This window comes from Sulfurovum zhangzhouensis (genome assembly GCF_030347965.1).
GTDB classification, from domain to species: domain Bacteria; phylum Campylobacterota; class Campylobacteria; order Campylobacterales; family Sulfurovaceae; genus Sulfurovum; species Sulfurovum zhangzhouensis.
Map to the genome: position 1 here is coordinate 195,817 of NZ_JAQIBD010000003.1, position 25,568 is coordinate 221,384.

Below are 25,568 nucleotides of genomic sequence, written 5' to 3' on the forward strand. Positions count from 1 at the left end.
TTCCTATAGGTGTCTTCTGTTGAAGTAAACCCGGTGTTCACGAAGTTTTTTAAGCTTTGCGCTAAAAATACACTCCATAACTCATCAATCTTGGGATAATCCCATCTTAAAACACCACAATGCTCTAAAATCGAACAAACCCCGGAAAAATGGAGGCATATTATACTGAAAATATCTTAAGATTTTTTTATATACATTTTTACAGTAGTTAATGTAAAGGAAAGTTCAAGAACCACCGAAGTGGTTCTTATACTACTCTTCTGTAGTACTGATTGAGATTTTGTCAAGGTTGATCATACCTGTACCAACAGGGATCAGACGACCGATAACAACGTTCTCTTTAAGATCTTCAAGCGCATCTACTGTTCCAGCGATTGATGCCGAAGTCAATACTTTTGTAGTATCCTGGAATGATGCAGCCGAGATGATCGAGTCTGCACCAACCGCTGAACGGGTGATACCTACTAGCATTGGCTCAGCGATCGCAGGTTCACCACCAAGTTTCAACACACTTTCGTTCTCTTCTTGGAACTTACGGCGAGATACAATATCTCCAGCGATGAATTTACTATTACCGCTATCAATTACTTTTACCTGACGCATCATCTGAGAAACAACGATCTCAATGTGTTTATCTGAGATGTTAACCCCTTGACGGCGGTAAACCATCTGTACTTCAGAAACGATATATTCATACAGTGCTTTCTCACCTAGTGCAGCAAGAATATCATGGCTTGAGATAGTACCGTCAGTCAATTTCTCACCTGCGTGTACATAATCTCCTGCATGAACCAATACGTTCTTGTTCTTATCAACAAACTGCTCAGTGATCTGATCTCCGTCACCTGTAATGATAAGTCTTTGTTTACCACGTAGAGGTTTACCAAAGCTTACGACACCATCAATCTGTGCAATCAGAGCAATATCTTTAGGACGTCTTGCTTCAAAGAGTTCGGATACTCTTGGAAGACCCCCGGTAATATCGCTTGACTTGATCGCAGCTTTTGGTGTTTTTGCAAGGATATCTGCTGTGTTAACCTCTGCTCCGTCTTTCACAAAAAGGCTTGTTCTTGGAACAAGTTGATAACGAATAAGCTCTCCTGACTCTGTTGCAAGAATGATCGCCGGTTTATATGCAGCCGGGATATACTCATTAAGCTCTAGTCTTGACTCACCCGTCACTTCATCGAACTGTTCGATTACCGTAACACCAGGAATGATATCTTCAAACTTCAACGTACCTTTTTGTTCTGCAATGATCGGCTCTGAGTAAGGGTCCCACTCTGCAACAACAGTTTGTTCCATTACTTCCGGTGCAGAAAGGAGATCTCCTCTTTCCACTTTCTGATCATTTGACACATGAAGTTTCGATCCTCTTGAAATGTAGTGTCTTGCTGCTTCTCTATTGTTATCATCAACGACAACCGCGAAGAGACCTTTTTGTGTAACTACATCACCCTCTTTACTTTCAGGATGTGCTTCAAGATAATCACCTCTAAGTAAGAAGAACTTCACTTTACCTTTTGATTCAGAGATCACTTTTTGTGTTACAGGTGCACCATTCTCCACTTTTAGCTCTGAAGCAAATGGGATACGTGATGGTACTGACCAACCTTCATTGATCATCTCAACAATAGAATCACCCTCTTCAACAACATCACCATCTTCTAACGGTAAGAAGAATTTACCTTCAATCTTACCTGCAACCCCAGCAAGCTCGTTTGATTTTGCTACGTCAGACTTTCTGAAATTGTATTTAATCTCATCTTTACCCTCAGCAACCACAGAGATTACATATTCATCATGTGTAACCTGAATCTTCACTTTACCAGAAATAGTCGCTTTTACTTTTGGCTCAACCAAAAGTACACCGGCATTTCTTCTGTTCGCAACGATCAACTTATCTTCAGTATTTCTATAAACTGCAAGGTTATAGTAACGGATGAAACCTTCTTTACTTGCTACGATTTGTCTCTCTTCCTTACCTGCTGTTGCCGTACCACCAGTGTGGAATGTACGTAGTGTAAGCTGTGTACCAGGTTCACCGATCGATTGTGCTGCAATAACACCAACCGCTTCACCACGTTTTACCAGTTTGTTATCAGCCATATTCAGACCGTAACACTTTGCACAAATTCCCTTCGGCGCTTTACATGCAGATGGAGCTCTCATCACTACTGATCTAACTCCTGCATCTTGAACACGCTGAGCCATCTCTTCATCGATCAGTGTACCTTCACTTACCAATACTTCTGAAGTGATTGGGTCGATGATGTCTTGAGCCAATACTCTACCGTAGATACGATCTGATAGTGGTTCGATCATCTCGTTACCAACTACGATATCCGATACTTCTACACCTTCATGTGTACCACAGTCACTCATTACAATCTTCACGTTTTGTGCAACGTCAATCAGTTTTCTTGTCAAGTAACCAGCGTTCGCTGTCTTAAGTGCCGTATCGGCAAGACCTTTTCTCGCACCGTGTGTTGAAATAAAGTACTCAAGTACATTTAGTCCTTCACGGAAGTTTGAGGTAATCGGTGTTTCAATGATCGATCCATCCGATTTCGCCATAAGACCCCTCATCCCTGAAAGCTGTCTGATCTGAGCTGCAGAACCCCTCGCACCAGAGTCAGCCATCATGTGAACTGAGTTAAATCCGTCTTTATCAGCTCTGATCTTAGCCATCAAACCTTCTGCGATACCGTTGTTCGCATCTGTCCAGATATCAATAATTTTGTTATAACGCTCTTGATCAGTAAGTAGACCTGCACCAAATTGTCTTTGGATCTCTTTTACATCTTCAGTAGCAGCTTTTACAAGCTCCTCTTTAAGCTCAGGGATCTTGATATCTTCAACTGAGATCGATACACCGACCTTTGTTGCATATTTGAAACCCATATCCTTAAGGTTATCTAGGAATGTTGCAGTCTCTGCTACACCACCAATTTTATAGATATAGTCAACTAGTGCACCGATATCTTTTTTCTTAAGAATTTTATTCCAGTACTTCTCAGGTACATAATCAGGAATAATCGATTTCAAGATCAGTCTACCTGCAGTAGATGTCGTGATACGTCCCTCGATCACTGTTCTGATACGTGCATTCAGGTCAAGAGACTGCTGTTCAAATGCGATCTCAACCTCTTCAACGTTTGCAAAGAGTTTGTGCTCACCTTTTACATCATTTTTCTCTAACGTTAGGTAATAAAGACCCAAAATCATATCCTGAGACGGTACAGCGATCGCTTTACCTGATGCTGGAAGCAAGATGTTCATTGAAGCCAGCATCAATACTTTTGCTTCAGCTATTGCCTCATCTGAAAGCGGTACGTGTACAGCCATCTGGTCACCATCGAAGTCGGCGTTGAATGCCGCACACACAAGCGGGTGAAGCTGAATTGCTTTACCTTCAATCAATCTTGGGTGGAACGCCTGGATCGAAAGTTTGTGAAGTGTCGGTGCACGGTTAAGAAGAACCGGATAGTTCTCAACTACCTCTTCTAGACACTCCCATACCTCGTTTTCCTGCTTTTCAATCATTTTTTTAGCTTGTTTAAGCGTTGTTGCATACCCTTTCTCTTCAAGCTTCGCCATCAAGTGAGGTTTAAATAGCTCGATCGCCATCTTTTTAGGAAGACCACACTGATCCATACGAAGGTCCGGACCAACAACGATAACAGAACGTCCAGAGAAGTCAACCCTTTTACCAAGAAGGTTCTGACGGAAACGTCCCTGCTTACCTTTAATTACCTCTGAAAGTGACTTCAATGGTCTTTTGTTTGCACCTTTAACTGCATTGCCTCTTCTACCGTTATCAAAAAGTGCATCTACCGCTTCTTGAAGCATACGTTTTTCGTTTCTTACAATAATCTCAGGCGCATCAAGTTCGATCAGTCTCTTCAAACGCTGGTTTCTGTTAATTACTCTTCTATAAAGGTCGTTAACATCTGAAACTGCAAATTTACCGCCATCAAGACTTACAAGTGGTCTTAGATCCGGAGGAAGTACTGGAAGTTGTGTAAGCATCATCCACTCTGGTCTGTTTCCTGAGTGTAGGAATGACTCGATTACTTTCAGTCTTTTAACGATCGTTTTTCTCTTTGCTTCTGATCTTGTTGATTCGATCTCTTCTTTAAGCTGATTATACATCTCTACAAGATCAAGGTCTGCAAGAAGCTCTTGAATGATCTCTCCACCCATACGCGCATCAAGATCTGTATCAGCAAAACGCTGCATGATCTGCTGGTACTGCTCTTCATTAAGAACATCATATTTTGCTAGTGGACTAAGACCTTCACTATCATAACTTGCACTACCCGGAGTTTTTACGATGTATGCTTCGTAGTAAAGTACACGTTCAAGATCTTTCATCTTAACACCAAGTAATGTACCGATACGTGATGGAAGTGAAGATACATACCAGATATGTGCAACCGGTGCAACAAGATCAATATGACCCATTCTGCTTCTTCTTACTTTTGAAGTAGTAACTTCAACACCACACTTCTCACATACAACACCTTTGTAACGCATCTTTTTGTACTTACCGCACAGACACTCATAGTCACGAATCGGTCCGAAGATTTTCGCACAGAAAAGACCGTCACGTTCAGGCTTCAGTGTTCTATAGTTGATCGTCTCAGGTTTTTTTACCTCACCGTAACTCCAAGAAAGTACCTTCTCAGGACTTGCTACTCTTAGTTGGAAGGCCTCAATATCCTGAGGTCTCTCTTCACTGTTAAGATCTATTGGTGTTAAATTTTCTAGTTGCTTACTCATCTTCAACCTCCACTTCATTTTTCTGTGCATAAAGTTCTGCATCAAGTCCAAGTGCTTGAAGCTCTTTTGTTAATACGAACATTGTTTCAGGAACACCAGACTCAGGTACCGGCTCTCCTTTAGTGATCGCTCTATATGCTCTTGCTCTACCCTCAACATCATCTGATTTGATTGTGAGCATCTCTTTTAGAATGTGTGATGCACCATATGCTTCAAGTGCCCAAACTTCCATTTCCCCAAATCTTTGTCCACCAAAGAGGGCTTTACCACCTACTGGCTGTTGAGTAACAAGTGAGTATGGACCAGTTGAACGTGCATGCACCTTCTCATCAACAAGGTGGTGTAGTTTAAGCATATACATATATCCAACATTTACACGCTCAATCATCTGCTCACCTGTCTTCCCGTCAAAGAGTACCATTTTACCGTCACTCTCGATTTTTGCAAGCTCAAAGAGTTTATCAAACTCTGCTTGGTTCGCACCTTCGAATACCGGTGTAGCAAACTTAACACCTTTACTCCAGTCTCTACCGTACTTGATCAGATCTTCATCGCTCATCTTCGCTAATGTCTCTTTGGCATTCATTAGTTTCGCAACATCAGCAATTTCAGTCATCTTTGCTCTAAGCTGTTCAACAAAATCAGCCTGCTTGTTATCGAAAATCTCCTGGATCTGTGTACCAAGATTTTTACCTACAAGCCCCAAGTGTACTTCAAGGATCTGTCCAATGTTCATACGAGAAGGTACCCCTAGTGGGTTAAGGATGATCTCAACCGGTGTACCATCTTCCATATATGGCATATCGATCTCAGGAACGATATTAGATACGATACCTTTGTTTCCGTGACGTCCTGCCATCTTATCCCCAACTTTTAGCTTACGCTTCGTTGCAATATACACTTTTACAAGTTTTGTTACACCGCTAGGGAGAATATCGTCTTTCTCAAGTACAGAAAGTTTCTCTTCATGCTCAGTCTTAAGTCTCTTCTTCTGTTTAAGGAAGTAGTTCTTAAGTGCTTCATACTCTTCTTGTACCTCTTCAGAATATGACTGTACCACGCCTCTAAGAGCAAATCTGTTTACCTCTTTAATCGTCTCTTGGTCTATCTTAGAACCAGATTTATACTCATTTTCACCGATTGTCACATCTTTTACAAGATCTTGTTCAGAAAGGTACTTAGCGATACGAAGAATCTCTTCTCTATCGATCATAAGAAGTTGATCATGGTGGTCACTGTCAAGCTGTGCTTTCTCTGCCTCATACGCCTGGATAGCACGTGCATCTTTTTCATACCCTTTTTTTGTAAATACTTTGATATCTACAACTACACCTTCCATTGAAGCAGGACAATAAAGTGATTTATTCACAACATGTCCAGCTTTCTCTCCAAAGATCGCTCTAAGTAGTCTCTCTTCAGGTGTCGGTTTGATCTCACCTTTTGGACTTACCTTACCAACAAGGATCATACCAGGCTTCACATAGGTACCTATCTTAACGATCCCGGACTCATCAAGGTGAAGTAATTCATCTTCACGGATGTTAGGAATATCTCTTGTGATCTCTTCTGTACCATGCTTCAATTCTCTTGCTTCAACTTCTTTTTCATACGTGTGAACTGAAGTAAATGTATCCTCACGGATCAGTTTTTCAGAGATAATAATCGCATCCTCATAGTTATACCCGTTCCATGGCATAAACGCAACACGGATATTCTTACCGATAGCAAGCTCTCCTTGATCCATATTCGCACCATCCGCGATTGCTTGTCCAGCTTCTATTTTTTGACCAAGCTTAACAATCGGTGTTTGAGTAAATGTTGTATTTTGGTTGGTTCTCATATTTTTATCAAGCGCATAGTGGTCGATAAATACGCCACTTTCATCTTCACCCATGATATAAACATTCTTACCATCAACTTTTTCAACTGTACCGCCACGGTTTGCCTTCACACACTCCCATGCATCACGGCTTACAATCGCTTCCATACCTGTACCAACCATTGGTGCTTCTGTTCTTAGAAGTGGTACTGCCTGACGTTGCATGTTCGATCCCATAAGTGCACGGTTTGCATCATCGTGCTCAAGGAACGGAATAAGTGCTGCTGCCGAACCTGAGATCATCAATGGAGAGATATCGATAAGGTCTACTCTCTTTGAGTCATTCAACTCAATGTTACCGTTAAGTCTTGTCTCAATCAGGTCACCAACGATATATCCCTTCTCATCTACTTCAGTTGATGCAGGAGCGATACACTTATCTTCTTCTTGTGTAGCAGTTACATAGATAATCTCATCAGTTACTTTACCGTCTTTTACCACTTTATATGGTGCTTCGATGAATCCAAGCTCATTTACTTTCGAATAGGTTGAAAGTGTGTTGATCAAACCAATGTTTTGACCTTCCGGTGTCTCAATCGGACAGATACGTCCATAGTGAGTCGGGTGAACGTCACGTACTTCAAATCCTGCTCTCTCTTTAACAAGACCACCCTCACCAAGTGCAGAAAGTCTTCTTTTGTGTGTAACTTCAGAAAGTGGGTTCGTCTGATCCATAAACTGAGAAAGCTGTCCGCTTGAGAAGAATTCAAGGATCGTATTTGTAATCATCTTAGAGTTTACTAGATCATGTGGCATCAACTCTTCAAGGCTACCCGAAATAGTAGTCATCTTATCCTTGATCGCTTTTTGCATTTTAACTAGACCATTGTGAAGCTCATTACCTAGCAATTCACCGATAGCACGGATACGTCTGTTACCAAGGTGATCTCTATCATCGATATGGCCTTGACCGTTCTTCACTTTGATCAAATATTTTACTGTATTGATCAAATCTTCTGCTGTTAGTATTGTTGTATACTCTGGAGTCTCTAGACCTAGCTTATGATTCATTTTCATACGACCGACTTTTGTCAGATCATATCTCTCAGGATCAAAGAAAAGTTGCTGCAAGAATGCTTTTGCCGCTTCAGGTGTAACCGGTTCACCTGGTCTCATCACTTTATAGATACGAATAGCAGAAAGTACGTTCTCATCTTCTATCTCTTCAGTCTGCTTAAGTAGTCTCAAACTTTCTTGATCAGCAATAAAGGCATTTATGATAGAATTATCTGAACCTTCAGCAAGATCATCAATGATCGTAATGCTGTCAATACCTTGCTCGATCATCTTTTTAAGTTTAGTTTCATCAAGTGGTGTAACTACATCATAAAGTATTTCACCGCTCTCTTGATCGATCACTGGTGTAGCCAAGTGTCTTTCCATAAGTACATCAACAGGGTATTCAATCCACTCTAATCCCTCTTCTTGAAGAGATTGAGCTTTTTTCTTTGTAAGTCTCTTACCAAGGTTTACTACGATGTTACCATCAGCGTCTTTTACATCATACTCAGCTCTACCTGTAAAGTCATCCGGATTATATTTTGTAAGGAATCTATTGTTCTTGATCACGATTTCTTTTGTAGAATAGAAAAGTTTAACAATATCTTCTTTAGAATAATCAAGTGCTCGGAATAGAATCGTTACAGGGATCTTTCTTCTTTTATTAATACGTGCATAAAGGATATCTTTTGCATCATACTCAAAATACAACCAAGAACCACGATCCGGAATGATTTGTGCTGAGTAAAGAAGTTTAGCTGCAGTAGTTGTACCCTCTTCTTCTTTAAAGATTACACCAGGAGATCTATGAAGTTGGTTCACGATCACTCTTTCTACACCATTAACAATAAATGATGTTCTATCTGTCATCAATGGGATGTCACGGACGAATACCGCCTGCTCTTTGATCTCTTTTGGATCAAGTTTTTCACCGGTTTTCTCATCTCTGTTCCAGATTGTCAATGCAATGTTCATTTTCAATGAAACAGAGTAAGTCAATCCTCTCTCCATACACTCACGTACTGTATACTTCGGCTTAATGATATCTGAGCCTTTATATGTAAGTGTAAGTCTGTTCTGCTGGTCGTGGATAGGGAAAGATCCTTTAAAAACCTTCTCTAATGTAGAGTTTTTTCTATCTTTTTTGCCCATCATCAAAAAGTCATCATAACTTTGTTGTTGAAGTTGCAAAAGGTTAGGGATTTCTATCTCTCTTGGGGTTTTTGAAAAATCGACGCGAAGTCTATTACCAGAATGTAAAGAGTTTAACATGGTTATCCTTCTTTTGAATGGTTAGGTTAATGGTTAATATCGTTGTTTATAAAATTTATGTAACTAATAAATCATAATTAGTTAGATACACCAAGAAACTATTAGAGGAGGGTATGAAAATGTCTCATCTCCGAATAGCTTATCACTGTATCTAACGAAGGTTAGTTTGTCAAGCCGGGATATATCCCGGCTTTAATTGGAAGTAATATCGATTACTTAAGCTCACAAGAAGCACCAGCTTCTTCAAGTTGTTTTTTGATATCTTCTGCTTCTTCTTTAGAAGCACCTTCTTTAAGTACAGTTGGAGTGTTTTCAACTGCATCTTTAGCCTCTTTAAGACCAAGACCTGTAACAGCTCTTACAACTTTAATAGTGTTGATTTTCTTAGCACCACCGTCAGTAAGTACTACGTTGAACTCAGTTTGCTCTTCAGCAGCCTCAGCAGCAGCACCACCAGCAGCAGCTACTACTGTAGCTTGTGCAGTTACACCAAATTTTTCTTCGAATTCTTTTACTAGCTCAGAAAGCTCAAGTACAGAAAGGTTAGAGATAAACTCAATTACATCTTCTTTTGTGATTGCCATAATATTTTCCTTTTTTATCTATTATGCAGAAATCTTATACGATTTACTTATTAGAGAGCAGTGATTGCCCTCACCACTCGCTATTAAGCCTCTTCTTCTCTCTTTCTTCTGAGTGCATCCAGACCGATTGTAAAGTTCTGTACCGGTGCATTCCAAACATTGAGAAGCATACCAAGAAGCTCGTCTCTTGTAGGAAGTTTAGCCATAGCGTTGATTGTCGCTAGGTCAGCTGCTTTACCTTCAATTAGACCAGTTTTGATAGAAAAGTGATCTTTGTTGTCTGATGCAGCTTTATCAGCTACCTTACACGGAAGTACTTGTGTTTCACCCCAGATAAAGATATTAGTATCTGTAAGTACAAGCTCTTCACACCCAGCTTCTTTAATAGCTAGTTGTGCAAGTTTGTTTTTAACAACTCTCACTTTACACTCTTGCTCACGTGCATTGTTTCTTACTGCTTCAAGAGCTTCAACTGTCATACCTCTGTAGTCACAAACTACAACGGCACCAGCTTCTTTGAACTCAGCAGCCAACTCTGCAACGATCTGCGCTTTTTGTGCTTTAGTTAACATATTTTCTCCTTTCGACCTACAACAGGGTGTGGTAAACCACATGTATAGCCCTTCAGCCATACTAATTAAGCTTTCGCCCCTATTGTCTTTGACCTAAATTTGAGAATACTATTCTCAATAAAATGCTAAGTTAGCACTTGTTTGAAAATAGTTCAAGATGCAGCTGAGCTGCACTTGAAAAATGTATGATTACTTTAGTTCCATTAGTTCTGCAGCATCTAGTGTCACTGAAGGACTCATTGTAAGTGATACTGCTGCATTAGTAATATATTTACCTTTTGCAGATGCTGGTTTTGCTTTATTGATCGCTCTTACGAATGTAATAAAGTTCTCTTTGATTTTAGCATTATCGAAACTTACTTTACCGATACCTGCATGGATGTTACCTTTTTTATCAACTCTATAGTTAACCTGTCCGCCTTTAGCGTTCTCAACAGCTTTAGCTACATCCATAGTTACAGTACCAGTTTTTGGGTTTGGCATCAAACCTTTTGGTCCAAGTACTCTTGCTACTTTACCAAGTACACCCATCATATCAGGAGTTGAGATAACGATATCAAAATTGATGTTACCAGCCTGAATTTGCTCGATTAGTTCATCGCTACCAACAAGATCTGCACCTGCTGCTTTTGCTTCATCAGCTTTTGCATCTTTTGCAAATACTGCAACTCTTACTGTTTTACCTGTTCCGTGTGGCAATACTACTGAACCTCTGATCATTTGATCAGCGTGTCTCGGGTCAACATTAAGGTTAAGTGCAACTTCTACAGTCTCATCAAATTTTGCTGATTTAAGCTCCGGTAGTGTAGCGATAGCTTCATCAACACTGTATACTTTACTTACATCTACTTTTTTTAGTAGAGCTTCTCTTCTTTTACTTGCTTTCTTTGCCATTATTCTCTCCGCTTTTATGCTCCCACATTCAATCAATGTGGTAATGATTTATTCTTTAGATCGTATTAGCCTACGATATCTACACCCATACTTCTACATTGACCAGCGATGATTCTAGCTGCCATCTCTCTGTCATTTGTGTTAAGGTCTTTAATTTTCTGATCTACAATCTCGTCAACTTTTGCTTGGCTGATAGTAGCTACTTTATTTTTAAGTGGATTGTCTGAACCTTTGTTAAGTCCTGCCGCTTTCATGATAAGTTGAGATGCAGGTGGCTGCTTAAGTTCAAATGTGAAACTCTTATCACTATATACTGTAATAATTACAGGAACTTTGAATCCCATCATATCTTTTGATTTTTCATTGAACGCTTTACAGAACTCCATAATGTTCAAACCACGTTGACCAAGTGCAGGTCCCACCGGTGGTGACGGGTTCGCAGCACCAGCAGCAATGATCATTTTGAATTTACTTGCTATCTTTTTTGCCATCTCTTTGTCCTTCTATTAGATTTAACCACTTAGGTTATATGATTTTTTCTACTTGTGTATACAGTATCTCTACCGGCGTATTTCTACCAAAGATAGAAACATTAAGCTTCAACTTACCGTGGTCAAGGTCATACTCCTCAACAATTCCGGTAAAGTTAGCAAATGATCCATCAATGATACGCACCATTTCACCTTTTTCAAAATCAACCTTAGGCTTAGGAGCAGATTTTTTCTCCATTTTTTCTAAGATGTTTTTGATATCTGCCTCAGAGAGTGCAGTAGGAGTCTTTTGTTCACCGATAAATCTAGATACACGTGGCAAAGACTGAATCTTATGCCATAGATCAGTATCCAGATCTATATGTGCAAATACATATCCTGAATAAAGTGTTCTCTCGGTGATTTTTTTCTGACCGTTTTTAACTTCAATTACTTCTTCAGTTGGGACTACAAGTTCTTTGACCTTATCTTCAATTCCATGATCAACTGCCATCTGTTCAATTGCTCTTTTTACAGATTGTTCACTTCCTGCATATGTCTGAATTGCATACCATTGATAAGCCATCTTCTATCCTATAATACTGATGATACGATTGATGACATTAAAAGGTCAACCAATGCTAAAAATATTGAAATAACAGTCACTACAAGAATAACCGCTAAGAATGCTTGTCTTACTTGTACTTTAGTTGGAAATATTACTTTATGTATCTCTGCTTTCGCATGTGCAATAAAAGTTGAAAGTTTTTCCATTTTGTATACCTTTTTAGTGGCAGGCCAAGAGGGACTCGAACCCCCATCACTCGGTTTTGGAGACCGATGCTCTACCATTGGAGCTATTGGCCTAGATTTAAAAAAGAGGCAAAGCTATTAGAGCTTCATCTCTTTATGAACAGTATGTGTTTTACACCACTTACAAAATTTCTTAATTGCAAGCTTCTCTGTTGTATTTTTTTTGTTCTTTGTTGTGTGATAGTTACGTCTTGTACACTTCTCACAACCTAGGTGAACAGTTTCTCTCATCATATTCTCCTATGATGTATGCAAGGGGTTACCCTTGCAGACAATTATTCGATAATTTTTGCTACGACACCAGCACCAACTGTTCTACCACCCTCACGGATCGCGAACTTAGTACCTTGCTCAAGAGCTACTGGAGCGATAAGTTCAACGTTGATTTTAACGTTGTCACCTGGCATAACCATCTCAGTACCTTCTTGAAGTTTGATTGAACCAGTTACGTCAGTTGTACGTACGTAGAACTGTGGTCTATAGTTGTCAAAGAATGGAGTGTGTCTACCACCTTCCTCTTTTGTAAGTACGTATACTTCTGCTTCAAACTTGCTGTGTGGAGTGATTGAACCTGGCTTACAAAGAACCATACCTCTTTGTACTTGGTTTTTATCGATACCTCTGATAAGAACACCACAGTTATCACCAGCCTCACCACAATCCATTTCTTTACGGAACATTTCAACACCAGTAACAGTTGTTGTCATTGTATCTTTGATACCAACGATCTCAACAGTATTACCAACACATACAGTACCTCTGTCAACTTTACCAGTTACAACTGTACCACGACCTTGGATAGTAAAGATATCTTCGATTGGCATCAAGAAGTCTTTATCAGTCTCTCTTGTTGGCTCAGGAATGTACTCATCTACTGCATCCATAAGTGCAAAGATTTTCTCAGACCACTCACCAAGGTTACCAGCTTTTGCTTCTTCAAGTGCTTGGTATGCTGAACCAGCGATGATTGGTGTATCGTCACCTGGGAAGTCATACTCAGAAAGAAGTTCTCTAACTTCCATCTCTACTAGCTCAAGCATTTCTTCTTTATCTTCGTCATCAAGTTGATCTTCTTTGTTCAAGAATACTACGATGTATGGTACACCTACTTGCTTAGAAAGAAGGATGTGCTCTCTAGTTTGAGCCATTGGTCCGTCAGTCGCAGCGATAACTAGGATCGCACCGTCCATTTGAGCAGCACCAGTAATCATGTTTTTAACGTAGTCAGCGTGACCTGGACAGTCAACGTGAGCATAGTGTCTTGTTGCTGTTTCATACTCTACGTGAGAAGTAGCGATTGTAATCCCTCTTTCTCTTTCTTCTGGAGCGTTATCAATTTGATCGTAATCCATTGCCTTACCTGAACCCATTTTAAGGTTAAGACACATTGTGATTGCAGCTGTAAGAGTTGTCTTACCGTGGTCAACGTGACCGATAGTACCGATGTTTACGTGCGGTTTCGTACGCGTAAATTTTTCTTTAGCCATGCTTTTCTCCTAGCTTGATTATGTTTTTAAAGGCATAATTATACCTAAAATTTCTTAGACCCCATAAACCCATATGGACAAAACTATTACACGACTGTAACACTTTTGTCCATACTTTTGGAGGGTGGAGCCCATAGTGAGACTTGAACTCACGACCTCTTCCTTACCAAGGAAGTGCTCTACCCCTGAGCCATATGGGCATATTAACCTAAATAGGCCATTTAATTTATCACTGTTTGACGTTTGTTTGTAAAAATGTTATGAGTGTTTGATATTGTAGTAATGTGAAGTGTTTAATGGTTTTCACATCAGCTCCCAGATCAAACCATGGAGCGGGAAACGGGACTCGAACCCGCGACCCTCAGCTTGGAAGGCTGACGCTCTAGCCAACTGAGCTATTCCCGCGTCTTTTATGGTCAACATGGTGGTGAGTGGAGGATTCGAACCTCCGAAGACGTAGTCAGCGGATTTACAATCCGCCCTCGTTGGCCGCTTGAGTAACTCACCAAAAAACATTAATCGAAATTAATGAAATGTTATTTCTGGTCAAACACTGATAAATTTTATGGAGCTGGTAAAGGGACTCGAACCCCCGACCTGCTGATTACAAATCAGCTGCTCTAGCCAACTGAGCTACACCAGCACCGTCATTCCGAGTTATTCGACTCAAAATGGACGGGAATTATAGACAAAAAAGTTTTAGTTGTCAAGAGTTTTTTGAAAAAAAATTAAAATTTCTCTTTTTTATTTAATTTCATTAAAATACAGCCCTAATTTCCACGTTAAGAATATACAATGAAAATACTACTTGCTCCTAGTGAAACAAAAAAATCAGGTGGGGAAAAACCCTTTGATATCAGCAGTCTGCTCTTTAATGAATTGCTTCCTTATAGAAACAGGCTTTTGCACAGCTATATAAATATCCTGCAAAGAGGAGATCTTCATCAGCTTTCTAAAATGTTCGGTCTTAAAAAAGAAGCGGATATTAAGGTACACATTAAAGATATTATCCATGAGCCTGCAATGAAAGCGATAGAACGATATACAGGTGTAGCATTTGATCACCTTAGTTATGATACGCTTAATGCTAATGCTAAAATCTATATAGACAGCCATGTTATTTTATTCTCAAATCTATTCGGTGTACTGCGTGCTAATGATGAGATACCGGAGTATAGGCTCAAACAGGGAGAACCTATAGGAGAGATAAAAGTAGAAAAATTTTATAAAGAACATCTTTCCGAACATATGGATAACTATCTTGCAGATGAAGACGTCCTTGACCTCCGTGCAGGCTTTTATGATAAGTTCTACATACCTTCCAAGCCCTATACCACACTCAAATTTATCAAAGAAGGCAAAGTGGTAAGCCACTGGGCAAAAGCCTATAGGGGCATCGTACTTAAAGAAGTAGCCAAAGCAGGCATAGAGAGTCTTGAAGAGTTTATGAAACTTCCGATTGAGGGATTATGTGTGCAGGAAATACTGCACAGCAAGAACAAGACTGAGATCATTTATGAGATAAACGCATAGCCCGTCTGCTATGCCAATCTCTGCTTATTTTCATCCTATTATAGCTCATACTCTAATTACACTCTAAATCATTGCGTAAAAATCCATAAAAAATGTATACTAAAAAGTGGCTTTTTGTGCTATATTGCGCTTTCAAATTCAGATCTGTATTGACATTTAAAAAGGTTGGCAATGAACGAAGAACTATTCTCAAGTGTAGAAAAGATCAAACACTGTATCACTGAATATAATGAGGGGATGGCACTGGGTGTTCACCCTTATGAAATCGCTGATCTTCTTGTTGAGATAGCAGAACTTGACAAAAGTGTCTATCAAGGTCTTTTAGAGATTCTTCCTCACATTCTACTGGCTGAAGTACTTGTCGAACTTCCAAAACCCTTGCAAGAGGAGTTTTATGCAGAGCATGGGGCCAAAGAGCTTGCTCAGCTTACACAGGAACTCGATACCGATGATGCTGCAGATTTGATCCAGCATATCGAAGTCGTCGATGAAACAAAAGCCGGAGCTATCCTCAATAACCTTCCATCTGAAGACAGAGATACTATAGAAGAGCTTATCTCCTATAATTCGAATGAAGCTGGTGCCTATATGCAGGTAGAGCTTTTTGATGCACATATTGATGAAACAATCGGTGACTCTATAAAACGACTTAAGCATATGAAAGCACACAATGAAGTAAGCAATATCCACCATGTCTTTGTTGTCTCGGACAAAAAAAAGTTCCTGGGGATGATTCCCCTTGAGGACCTGATCCTACACGGACCTAAAGAGTACTACAAAGATATCATCGAGGCTGAAGGGAAGATCACCGTTTCTGTCAATGATAGCGATGAGATCAAAAGTGTTGTTGAAACAGTCAGCAATTATGACCTTAGTGTTATCCCGGTAGTCAATAAGAAGGGTACCTTGCTTGGAAGAATCACCTCGGATGACATCTACGATATCATCGAAGAGGAAGCAACAGACCAGCTCTACCACCTTGCAGGGGTTAATGATAAAGCCGAACAAGAAGAGAGTCTCTGGAAAGTAGGAAAATCCAGAGGAATCTGGTTGGGACTGAACTTAGTGACTGCAATTGTGGCTTCACTTGTGATCGGCTTGTTTGACAGCACTATCCAATCACTGGTTGCACTTGCTGTTTTGATGCCTATCGTTGCATCTATGGGAGGCAATGCCGGCACACAAACACTTACCGTTACGGTCAGACAGATGGCTCTGGGCGATATCGATCTGGATGAAGCCAAAGAGACAATCTACAAAGAGGTAGTCGTTTCACTGATGAACGGAATGATCTATGCCATTGTGATGGGACTCATTGCATACTGGTGGTTTGCTCTGCCAATGCTTGGTGTAGTGATCGGTGCTGCTATGGTGATCAACCTTCTCTCAGCCGGATTTTTTGGTGCAGTGATCCCTTTAGGACTTAAACGGTTCGGTATCGACCCTGCCATCGGATCGACTGTACTATTAACTACTGTGACCGATGTCGTAGGCTTTTTCAGCTTCCTTGGTCTAGCAACAATGATTTTACTCTAAATTAAGGATATAATGCAGTTATGGAAAATTCTGAAACAGACCATCAGCCCGGACAGATAAGATACTACGTTGAAGACTACTGGGATCTCGTAGTAGGTATCATTGCTATCATTACTTCGATTGTTATGCACCAAAACGGTAATGGTGCGATGGCCACAATGTTTGCTGCATTAGGGATCGCTGCACTCTCTGTGACAGTTTCTGAAATCGCAGAGATTCTTTCTGAAAGACTGGTAGAGCCTTATGGAAGTATGGTCCTTACCTTTAGTGCGGTTATCGTGGAGATCGTACTACTTTATATCGTCTTGCGTGAAGCATTGCATTCCCCTGAAGTTGTAGAGACGGTAAAAGGCGGGATCATCTCAGCGGTAATCGTGGACATGAATGTACTGTTAGGCCTTGCCGTTTTCATCGGAGGGTTAAAGTATGTTGAACAAGAACACAATAAAGAGACCTCCAGTACCTACACTACCATTCTTTTTGTAACAGCTTTAGCTCTCTTGGTGCCCAGCCTGCTCAGCCACACACAACATGGGGATGAAGTGATCGAAAAAGCAAGCTACAGTATTGCTGTTGTGCTGATGCTCTTTTATATCATTATCTTTATCTTTCAGACCAAAACTCACACACACTTTTTCCAGGCTACAGCAAAAAGCCGTTTTTTCAGGCTTAAAAGAAAACTTAAAGAGGGAGAAGAGATCAATGAGGAAGAGCATAGTGATTATCTCTTTGAGAGATTTAACAATTTCGCCAATTTTATTGTCCTCTTGGTACTTATTGCCACAATCGCCATCGGTGCAGAAGTATTTGCCAGTGATGGAGTAAAGCTTGCCAAAGAGTATGGTGTCTCTGCAGGGATAGCCGGTTTGATCATCGCGATCATCTCAGTTTCCCCTGAGATATTCACTGCCATCAAAGCAGCACGCAATGACCAGATACAAAGAGTAGTCAATATCGCAATGGGTGCATCAGTAGTCTCTATCCTCTTAACAGTGCCTATCCTGCTTGGGCTTTCTTATCTGAGTGGTCTGACACTGATGCTTGACTTCAACCCTCTGCAAGTAGGGGCATTGATCATGACTGTGATCCTCGCATGGAAGAGTACGGAAGAAGGACAGACCAACTACTTTGAAGGACTTGCTCAGCTGATGTTCTTTGTCTGTTATGCGATCATTGCAGCATACTATTGATAGAACGCTATCCAAGCAAAGCTCAGATAGCTACGCTGACGCTGTGTCCACTTCAGCAATGGGCTCACGCACCTAGGTGCTCTTTATAGGGCATGAAATGAGGATAAGATGAAATTGCCAAGTGATAGGACACTGTATAAAATTTTTATTTTTCTGCTGGTGCTCTTTGTGATACTCGGCATACTCTTTGATACTAACTATAACTAAGGAATTGATGTGAAAGAAAATCTATTTGAAATGGGTGCAAACTTTGAAGATAGTTGGAGTTCTGACAATAAAGATAAGCCTTCCAACAAGAAAACTATAGAAGTCAAAGCACCAGAAAAACACCAGCTCCACTTTGCCAAAGAGAAGCGGAGAGGAAAGATCGTCACTATTGTCAAACCTTTTCATCTAGAGAAGCAAGACCTTCAGGCACTGTTAAAAGTATTGAAAAAGAAACTGGGTACGGGAGGAACGGCAAAAGAGGACAGCTTAGAGTTTCAAGGGGAAATTGCTGAGATTCTGCATACTCACCTTGAAAATTTGGGATATAGGTTTAAGTAGTCATTTCACTTTTTTAAAAGCCCCTATCCCAAGACCAAGAATAATTTTTCTCAGCCACTTATTGTACATTGCAGGGTATTTGAGCATTTTAAAATTAATATTTCGTTGTAATTTTTTGCTAAAACGATCGTAATGACTCATAAAATTTGACTTATCAGTCAATAATGCTTTCGCTAATGCATAACCACTAAGCATAGCGTAGCTGATACCTTCAGCTGATGTAGGACTGATAAAACCTGCTGCTTCACCTACAAATGCAATATTACCTTCACCTAAATTGATCTCTTGACTACTATAAGGTCTTAGGATAAAACACCCCTCTTTTTTATTAGCTTTTGTAAGATCAAACCCATAGGTTCTGAGCTTCTCTTTTTGTAAATTATGATAGGTAGTTGCATCCTTGTCTTCAGGAATGGCTGAACCAAAAATAACTTGACCATCCTTTGGAATAATCCATGAGTAAAAATCACTGATCTCTTCATCAAATATCGCTACAAACTCATTGAGATCAGTGGTATTATCAAACCATTCTTGTATTGAGATATATCGCTTTATGCTTTCTTTAGAATAAGACGGCAGTAAACGTTTTACCGTTGAGTTAGCTCCATCTGCCCCGACTATAAGGTCTGTGCTTACTTCTATCTTTTCATCAGCATTTGCAAGAGAAACGATATACCCACCGTTTTGAGAAGAAAAAGATTTGAATCGTGTTGAAAACGCATACTCAATATCATCACCGCATAATGAAACCAACCATCTATCATACAGTTCTCTATCTACATTGATATAGTGTCTTTGATATTCTCTTTGTAAATTGTTATCGAAGTCAATGGTATTAACTGAAAACATTTGTGGATCAACCAAGATATCTTTAGGAATACTTAGCCCAAATGATGCTAAAGCTTTTTGTGCATCTGGTGCGATCAACCCACCACAGTTTTTAACTAGTTTTTTGGGTTCTTTATCTAATGGACGTTTGTCAATCAAAAGTACACTATACTGTTCTTTGAGATACCTAGCTAGCGTTGAACCTGCAGGACCTGCACCTACAATAACCACATCGTAATGTTTCATCTTTCACCTTTAATCAATGAAAAAAATACTATTCCTATAAAATCGGCTAGCAAGTCATAAAGGTCAAACGTCCTTGAGGCGATAAAGTATTGGGAGAACTCTTCTATAGCAGCAAAAAGGAAAATAAGAATAGAACCGAGTTGTATCCGCTGCCATTTAAAAGAGAAAGATTTAAATTTGAGTCCATAGTTTAATAACAGTGCCATCATACCATACAGTAGTGCATGGGCCATCTTGTCTCCATAAGGAATACCGCCTACAACATAAAAAGCAAAATTATAATTTGCACTATCTGCTAAAAAGATGATCCAACTGATAAAAATAAAAAAACTTAATGGTAACCAAACTCTTAAACTGAACATTCCTCATACCCCAAGAAGATTTAGGATATTGTAGCATAAGGTATTTAAATAGGATTACTCCTTATCTGGTCTTTTATCCTCAGTAAGTTTTTTAGATCATCTTTATCGAACATCGAATTTTTTGTAATAAATACAGCCATCAAATAACTGAGGAACCCAAGGTCCGATATTTCCAACTAAAGAAAACGGTTTATTTTCCGATCGCCAATGCATACAAAACCATCTCATCATTCTCTACAAACGCATTCACTTCATCATCATAATAGGCCCCGATCCCGCTGCATCCTACTCCCAGGTAGTTTGATGCGATATAGAGTCTATGCCCGATAATACCGGCCTTTTGATAAAGAGCCTGATAATTGTGAGCCTTGGACGTAAGAAAAAAGGTCACTGCTCCCTTGGAAGCCAAGCTGTACTGTTCAAGGCATAAGTATCCGGCTTGTCTGGAAAAGTCTCCATACTTGATATAAGCCCCGTCTTTTTGTACTCCCAAAGGCATATCAAGTACCCGGTTAAGTACGGTATAGACCGATACCTCTTCATCGCAATCTGAAAGAATCGGCTGAGTAATCATTTCCATGATGTACGAATATTGCGCTTTCGTGATCGCACCTCCTTCAAACCCCCTCTGGGAACGTCTGTTAAAAATCGTCTCTATGAGTTTATCGCTCCTATAGTCAAACTTAGGTGCTTTAAATACTTTATGACATGCTTGGAGTGACATCGTCTCTTTATAGGCCTGTGTTATCTTCTCATTTGGCTCAAACGTTCCACTTCCTTCTACATACGGCAATGCAAACTCCACGGCTTTGATCTTCTGCTCTTTTCTTGGGATAGCCATTGTAGCTGCAGAAAGGAAGAACTCTCTTTGCTCAAATCCGAACATCCGGTTGAGCTTCTCCTTATCAATATCATATACCATCTGTACTGCATGAGGTTTTATGAGCGCGGAAGCTTCGATACTTCCCAAAAGGTGTCCTGCATCTAAAAGACAGTAGCGCAAGGCACGGTTTTTATACTTCCAGCTTGAGCGGTAGTAGATCGCAGAGACGAAAAAAAGATAGCCATGCATTGCATGGTCATACCCCAGATACGGCTCTAATCCCTCCTCTTCACTAATCGATGCCAACAAAGAGATCGAATGGGTAGCCACTTCATAGTGGTAGATACCATCTTCTACGCCCTCCACTCCTCTAGCCTGAAGATATAGCTCGTTAGGATAGAGAGCCCCTGCACTTGGATTGATACGCAAATAGTATTCAAAACCGGGATAGCTTTTCTTTACCGTAAGCCCTGCAATATGATAAAGGAAATTATCTTCTTTATGATCAGGATCAAGTTTACGTTTAGAATAAGTATCAGGGTAGTTTTTATAGGTAGAAGGTTGTGAGGACCAGTCAAGCTGATTTGGGTTGCTTCTTACAGATGCATAAGAGTGTTTTGTCTGTTCATGATACCAAAACATCAAAGACCTCTTTATGTTTCACTTTGAGTGATTCGATCTTTGCACACGCATGAGCAAATAGTTCTGCATGCTCTATGTCGGGAGTACACATCATTTTATACCGTTCATAAGAAGCGATGACCTTTTGGGCTTTTGAGGGCATATTTTTTCTATTGCGCTTTATATGTTCAAAAGTAATAGCTCCGTTGATCAGCCCTTTAACAAGATTGCTTAGAGGATGGGAGGAAAGACGCAGCGGATGCCAGGCCTCTTCAAGTACCTCATGCGCTTCAAAATACTCCTCTTCATCGAGCAGCTTCATATACTCTCTTAGCGCACCCTCAAGATCATGGTTCATCTTTAACATTAAATATATCCTCTTTTTACCATCCCTATCGCCATTGCTATAGAGAGTCCGTCATTGTTATAGCCATCTTCCCAACAGCTTTCACAAGTATCACCGCAAACAAAGTCCGTATCATCCAGTATCTCTTGAATAGTATTGATCTTATTCTCTTTAATATATTTTGCAAGTTGTCCCAATGTGACATCATGGCAGTAGCATATCAGTGTACTTTCATCAGGCATCAGGATATCTCCTTATTTATGTATAATGCCAATATAGCATATGAAGGTAAAAGTATGACATCCCAAGAGAAAAAAAAGATAAAAGAGAAGATTGAGTCTGATATTGCCACACTCTTAAAACAGATCAAAACACTCGAAGAAAAGGCTGAACCTATCACTCCGGACTGCAGCCTTGGTAGACTCACACGTCTTGAAGCGATGGGTGAGCAGCATGTCAATAATAAGATCCTTGATGAGTCCAGACTACGCCTTACACGGCTAAAAAATGCACTCCTACGGATTGACAAACCAATGTTTGGTATCTGTATTGAGTGTGAAGAAGAGATAGGTTTTGGACGGTTGAGCATCCGTCCTGAGAGTGTACGATGTGTAGAGTGTGCGAATGCACAATCCTAATAGGATATCTATATTCCAAGAAAATTATAAACTCTCTATATTCCCCACTACTTTTCCTACAATACTTACTTCATCCGGAGCCAAAACTTCCGGAGAGTAATTTTTGTTATCCGAGATAAGCTCGACCATCCCGTCTGCTCTTTGACGGATACGTTTAATAAATAGTCCGGCAGTGGTTGAAGCGATGAAGATACCGTCTTTGTTGATATTGTTCTGGGCACGGTCGACAAATACGATCGATCCATCCTGAAGGGTCGGCTCCATTGATTCACCATCCACATGGATCGCTTCAAGATCGGTATTACCAAAGCCTACCATGTTACGCATTACCTTCTCATCAATGGTGATCGTCTCATAGTTCTCATCAAAAACCTCAGCCCCGCCTCCTGCACTTGCACGGATATCAGAGAAGTAGCGTACATGAAAGAACTTCTCCGTCTCTTCTTTGAGCATATCAACCGCTTGATCAAAGAAAAGCCAGTTAACTGATATCTTTCTAAGAGCACAAAACTCCAGGATCTCTTCATAAGGGATTGAGTTACGCTTTTTCATCGTAGCAAAAGTACTTTGCGGGATATTGAGTACCTGGGCAACATCCTTATCAAAGACCTTTTTCCCCGGCATAGTTTCAGAAATCACATCTTTTAACTTCTCGATAATTTCATTTAAAATTAACATTTCGATCTCCTTGTTTTTTTATAGTGTGTCCTTCTAATGAGCACTTATTTTTAAATTATAGTACATTTTTTCTAAAAATATTACAATTTGGGATATTTTTATTATATAAATCTATTTTTGAAATATTATTGAACAAGAAAGAAGTAAAAAACTTCAAAAAAATATTGGAAGGATGAAAAATGAATTACAAAAGCGAAAGAAACCTTATCAATGAAGCGATCAATGCAGGATGCCAAACCGTAGCCCAACTGGCACTTTATATTAAACTACATACAAAGATAACAGCCTAGTCCAAGACTAGTACTGTTACTTCATCCCCTTTTTCTTTAGATCCCTCTTCTTCCGGTGTAAAGAGCAGTGCAACATCTCCAAGCATATTGGTCAAAATCGCAGAGCTTCCTACTTTTTTATCCTTGAAGTCAATGTGATACTTTCCATCTATCAGTTTGAGGTTACATGTGGTGAACTCTGCTTTACCCGCACGTTTTTTAAACGGTTCATCAAGTACCGCCTTAATCTTACGTAAAGCACACTTGCCTCGTTGAAGCTTCGCGATCAATGGAAGCACATAGAGCAGTGCTGTTACTGTTGAGGAGTAAGCAAAACCAGGCAATCCTACAATAAACTTGTCTTCTTTTCTTGCTACCATGATATGCTGACCAGGTTTTACACGTACCCCTTTGAAGAGCACTTCTGCCCCAAGTTCTGCAATCACATCTTTGACAAAGTCAAAATCACCTACGCTTACTCCACCTGTTGTAACAACAATATCACTCTTTTCCAGTGCTGCAGCTACAGCATCGGTGATACTTTGTTTATCATCTTTGATACATCCCATCTGAAGCGCTCTACCACCATACTTTGCAGTGATAGCTTCCAGGATATAGTTGTTAGAACTTCTTATCTGAGCATCATTCGTCTGAGTTTGACCAAGCTCTAAAAGCTCTGAACCTGTCGAGATGATAGAAACAACCGGTTTGTCATAAACGAGTGGACTCACTACATTGAGACTCGCCATGACACCGATCTGGGGAAAATCGATTTTTGTACCTTGAGGGATCAGTTTTTGTCCTTGGGCATAGTTCTCACCTACCTCACGAACGGCAAAACCATAAGGAACTTCCTCTTTGATAACGATCTCATCACCGTCAACCTCTACATTCTCTATAGGGATAAGCGTATCTGCACCTATAGGCATCAATGAACCCGTAAAGGTTTTGATACAGGTACCGCCAAATACTTCCTCTTTCAACTCAGATCCTGCAGGATTGATACTTGCGATCTTTAGTCTTCCAAGAGTGATATCCTCGTGCTTAAATGCATATCCGTCCATCGCTGAAGTCGGAAAAGCAGGAGAGTTATGATCGGCAATAATATCTTCAGCCAATACATACCCCAAACACTCCATCAAATAAAGCTTTTTTGTCTTATAATGATTGATCTGCTGATCGTCTATGATCTGCATAGATGCATCAAAATGCATAAACATAATTATCCTTCTTATTTCCATGAGAAACAAGTCTCATTCTAATTTATCTTGCTTCTACACTCAACAGTCATAAAAAAATATTCATGACTTCTTTTTGTAGAAATAGATTTTCTTAGTGTAAAAGGCCTGAGCCATCCATTGGCGTACTACGGTCTTCTGCGTAGATTCGTTTACCCTCTATCACATCATATTTCCAGATTGGGGCATTGGCCTTGAAGTCCTCTACAAATTCATCGATCAACTCCAGTGCCACGCGGCGTTTAGGAGAAAAAACTGCAGAGATATACGAAGAGGTATGCACCGGTACATCACCGATAGAGTGAGCCATCTTGACGATCGCTCCACGTTCTTTGGCCTTTTGCTGCCAACTTTCAAACCATGACTTCAACACCGGCTCATAGATATCAAAACTAAGTGCTTCGATATTTCCCTCAGCACGGATCGTACCGACAAAAGGGATGTAGGCACCATAGTTTGACTCTGCTTCTTCATCCAGCCAGCGCCCAAAGATCTCTTTGATATCCAATGGTCCGTGATACAATTCCATCACTTAACCGCCGCACACAGGAGGAAGGATCGATACCCTGTCCCCATCTTTTAGTTCAAAGTTACGGTCATTGACCATCGTATCATTCACTGCTACAGCACACTTGCTAAGCCAAGGTGCGATAGTCTCATCTTCTTTTAGTTTTACAGAAACATCTGCAAGCGTATCAGCCTCTATTTCGATCGGTGATTTACCGATAGGGCCTAAAAATTCTACTTTTATCATATATTTCCTTTGCTAATTTGCACAGAAGTAAAGCTCCCATACACGCAATTATCCTTAGCGGACGGCTCACAACACTGGTGTTGCTTTAAACAGATACGCATATCCGTCTCATGTATACTATTCTAAACACTAGCTAAGAATACTATATAAATGACGTGGATTATAAAAGTTGTTTGCTATAATTACGCTTAAACAGATTTTGGGA

The 25,568-nt window shown here is 40.1% G+C and carries 24 protein-coding genes and 5 tRNA genes; 5 read left to right on the top strand and 24 right to left on the bottom strand.

From position 1 onward, the window contains the following. Positions 1-252: 252 nt before the first annotated feature. The 15 genes from rpoC to PGH07_RS09305 form a co-directional block, all read right to left on the bottom strand. On the bottom strand, positions 253-4,785 hold the full coding sequence (gene rpoC / locus PGH07_RS09235) for a DNA-directed RNA polymerase subunit beta' (protein WP_289414168.1): 4,533 nt from the start codon (positions 4,783-4,785) through the stop codon (positions 253-255). After that, positions 4,778-8,935 (bottom strand): DNA-directed RNA polymerase subunit beta, encoded by a 4,158-nt coding sequence (gene rpoB, locus PGH07_RS09240; RefSeq protein WP_289414169.1) that lies wholly within the window; start codon positions 8,933-8,935, stop codon positions 4,778-4,780. Before rpoB ends, rpoC begins: the two co-directional genes overlap by 8 nt. Positions 8,936-9,147: 212 nt before the next feature. Next, on the bottom strand, positions 9,148-9,519 hold the full coding sequence (rplL, locus tag PGH07_RS09245; RefSeq protein WP_289414170.1) for a 50S ribosomal protein L7/L12: 372 nt from the start codon (positions 9,517-9,519) through the stop codon (positions 9,148-9,150). Between the two features lie 83 nt (positions 9,520-9,602). After that, positions 9,603-10,091 carry a 50S ribosomal protein L10 gene (gene rplJ / locus PGH07_RS09250; protein WP_289414171.1) on the bottom strand — a complete coding sequence of 163 codons (489 nt, stop codon included), beginning with the start codon at positions 10,089-10,091 and terminating at the stop codon, positions 9,603-9,605. Between the two features lie 189 nt (positions 10,092-10,280). Next, entirely contained in the window at positions 10,281-10,985 is a 705-nt protein-coding gene (rplA, locus tag PGH07_RS09255; protein WP_289414172.1) for a 50S ribosomal protein L1, read from the bottom strand. A 65-nt stretch (positions 10,986-11,050) separates the two neighbouring features. Then, positions 11,051-11,476, bottom strand: coding sequence for a 50S ribosomal protein L11 (gene rplK / locus PGH07_RS09260; protein WP_289414173.1), 426 nt, complete (start codon positions 11,474-11,476; stop codon positions 11,051-11,053). Positions 11,477-11,510: 34 nt separating this feature from the next. After that, positions 11,511-12,041, bottom strand: coding sequence for a transcription termination/antitermination protein NusG (gene nusG / locus PGH07_RS09265; protein WP_289414174.1), 531 nt, complete (start codon positions 12,039-12,041; stop codon positions 11,511-11,513). Positions 12,042-12,049: 8 nt separating this feature from the next. Continuing rightward, positions 12,050-12,229 (bottom strand): preprotein translocase subunit SecE, encoded by a 180-nt coding sequence (secE, locus tag PGH07_RS09270; protein WP_289414175.1) that lies wholly within the window; start codon positions 12,227-12,229, stop codon positions 12,050-12,052. Positions 12,230-12,246: 17 nt separating this feature from the next. Then, positions 12,247-12,322, bottom strand: a tRNA-Trp gene (locus tag PGH07_RS09275). Between the two features lie 24 nt (positions 12,323-12,346). Beyond that, positions 12,347-12,499, bottom strand: a complete 153-nt coding sequence (gene rpmG, locus PGH07_RS09280) for a 50S ribosomal protein L33 (RefSeq protein WP_289414176.1) — start codon at positions 12,497-12,499, stop codon at positions 12,347-12,349. A 44-nt stretch (positions 12,500-12,543) separates the two neighbouring features. Then, positions 12,544-13,755 (bottom strand): elongation factor Tu, encoded by a 1,212-nt coding sequence (gene tuf, locus PGH07_RS09285; protein WP_289414177.1) that lies wholly within the window; start codon positions 13,753-13,755, stop codon positions 12,544-12,546. Positions 13,756-13,880: 125 nt separating this feature from the next. Then, positions 13,881-13,955 (bottom strand) — tRNA-Thr (locus tag PGH07_RS09290). Positions 13,956-14,083: 128 nt separating this feature from the next. Further along, positions 14,084-14,160, bottom strand: a tRNA-Gly gene (locus tag PGH07_RS09295). A gap of 17 nt (positions 14,161-14,177) precedes the next feature. Then, positions 14,178-14,262: transfer RNA gene (locus tag PGH07_RS09300), tRNA-Tyr, on the bottom strand. A gap of 59 nt (positions 14,263-14,321) precedes the next feature. Next, a tRNA-Thr gene (locus PGH07_RS09305) sits at positions 14,322-14,398 on the bottom strand. Positions 14,399-14,550: 152 nt separating this feature from the next. Between PGH07_RS09305 and PGH07_RS09310 the strand changes: the two genes are divergently transcribed. From PGH07_RS09310 to PGH07_RS09325, 4 genes are all read left to right on the top strand, one after another. Next, positions 14,551-15,288: a YaaA family protein gene (locus PGH07_RS09310; RefSeq protein WP_289414178.1), complete on the top strand. Its 738-nt coding sequence runs from the start codon at positions 14,551-14,553 to the stop codon at positions 15,286-15,288. A 171-nt stretch (positions 15,289-15,459) separates the two neighbouring features. Beyond that, positions 15,460-16,824: a magnesium transporter gene (gene mgtE, locus PGH07_RS09315; RefSeq protein ID WP_289414179.1), complete on the top strand. Its 1,365-nt coding sequence runs from the start codon at positions 15,460-15,462 to the stop codon at positions 16,822-16,824. Positions 16,825-16,844: 20 nt separating this feature from the next. After that, positions 16,845-18,014 (top strand): calcium:cation antiporter, encoded by a 1,170-nt coding sequence (locus PGH07_RS09320; protein ID WP_289414180.1) that lies wholly within the window; start codon positions 16,845-16,847, stop codon positions 18,012-18,014. Positions 18,015-18,230: 216 nt separating this feature from the next. Next, positions 18,231-18,560 (top strand): SUI1 family translation initiation factor, encoded by a 330-nt coding sequence (locus tag PGH07_RS09325; RefSeq protein ID WP_289414181.1) that lies wholly within the window; start codon positions 18,231-18,233, stop codon positions 18,558-18,560. Here the strand turns inward: PGH07_RS09325 and PGH07_RS09330 are convergent, their stop codons facing one another. From PGH07_RS09330 to PGH07_RS09350, 5 genes are all read right to left on the bottom strand, one after another. After that, entirely contained in the window at positions 18,561-19,634 is a 1,074-nt protein-coding gene (locus PGH07_RS09330) for an FAD-binding protein (RefSeq protein WP_289414182.1), read from the bottom strand. Next, positions 19,631-19,996: a VanZ family protein gene (locus tag PGH07_RS09335; protein ID WP_289414183.1), complete on the bottom strand. Its 366-nt coding sequence runs from the start codon at positions 19,994-19,996 to the stop codon at positions 19,631-19,633. Before PGH07_RS09335 ends, PGH07_RS09330 begins: the two co-directional genes overlap by 4 nt. A 190-nt stretch (positions 19,997-20,186) precedes the next feature. Continuing rightward, on the bottom strand, positions 20,187-21,461 hold the full coding sequence (locus PGH07_RS09340) for a SagB family peptide dehydrogenase (RefSeq protein WP_289414184.1): 1,275 nt from the start codon (positions 21,459-21,461) through the stop codon (positions 20,187-20,189). Continuing rightward, on the bottom strand, positions 21,445-21,807 hold the full coding sequence (locus PGH07_RS09345; RefSeq protein ID WP_289414185.1) for a DUF309 domain-containing protein: 363 nt from the start codon (positions 21,805-21,807) through the stop codon (positions 21,445-21,447). The genes PGH07_RS09340 and PGH07_RS09345 overlap by 17 nt, the downstream gene beginning before the upstream one ends. Then, positions 21,807-22,028 (bottom strand): bacterioferritin-associated ferredoxin, encoded by a 222-nt coding sequence (locus tag PGH07_RS09350; RefSeq protein ID WP_289414186.1) that lies wholly within the window; start codon positions 22,026-22,028, stop codon positions 21,807-21,809. The genes PGH07_RS09345 and PGH07_RS09350 overlap by 1 nt, the downstream gene beginning before the upstream one ends. A 54-nt stretch (positions 22,029-22,082) precedes the next feature. Between PGH07_RS09350 and PGH07_RS09355 the strand changes: the two genes are divergently transcribed. Beyond that, complete coding sequence (locus tag PGH07_RS09355; protein ID WP_289414187.1) at positions 22,083-22,424, top strand: TraR/DksA family transcriptional regulator; 342 nt, start codon at positions 22,083-22,085, stop codon at positions 22,422-22,424. A 24-nt stretch (positions 22,425-22,448) separates the two neighbouring features. On the opposite strand, the gene PGH07_RS09360 is transcribed toward PGH07_RS09355, so the two are convergent. From PGH07_RS09360 to PGH07_RS09375, 4 genes are all read right to left on the bottom strand, one after another. Then, positions 22,449-23,102, bottom strand: a complete 654-nt coding sequence (locus tag PGH07_RS09360; protein ID WP_289414188.1) for a LexA family transcriptional regulator — start codon at positions 23,100-23,102, stop codon at positions 22,449-22,451. A gap of 286 nt (positions 23,103-23,388) precedes the next feature. Then, entirely contained in the window at positions 23,389-24,591 is a 1,203-nt protein-coding gene (locus tag PGH07_RS09365; RefSeq protein WP_289414189.1) for a molybdopterin molybdotransferase MoeA, read from the bottom strand. Between the two features lie 112 nt (positions 24,592-24,703). Further along, on the bottom strand, positions 24,704-25,138 hold the full coding sequence (locus tag PGH07_RS09370; RefSeq protein ID WP_289414264.1) for a molybdopterin synthase catalytic subunit: 435 nt from the start codon (positions 25,136-25,138) through the stop codon (positions 24,704-24,706). A 3-nt stretch (positions 25,139-25,141) separates the two neighbouring features. Beyond that, positions 25,142-25,363, bottom strand: a complete 222-nt coding sequence (locus PGH07_RS09375; protein ID WP_289414191.1) for a MoaD/ThiS family protein — start codon at positions 25,361-25,363, stop codon at positions 25,142-25,144. Positions 25,364-25,568: the final 205 nt, after the last annotated feature.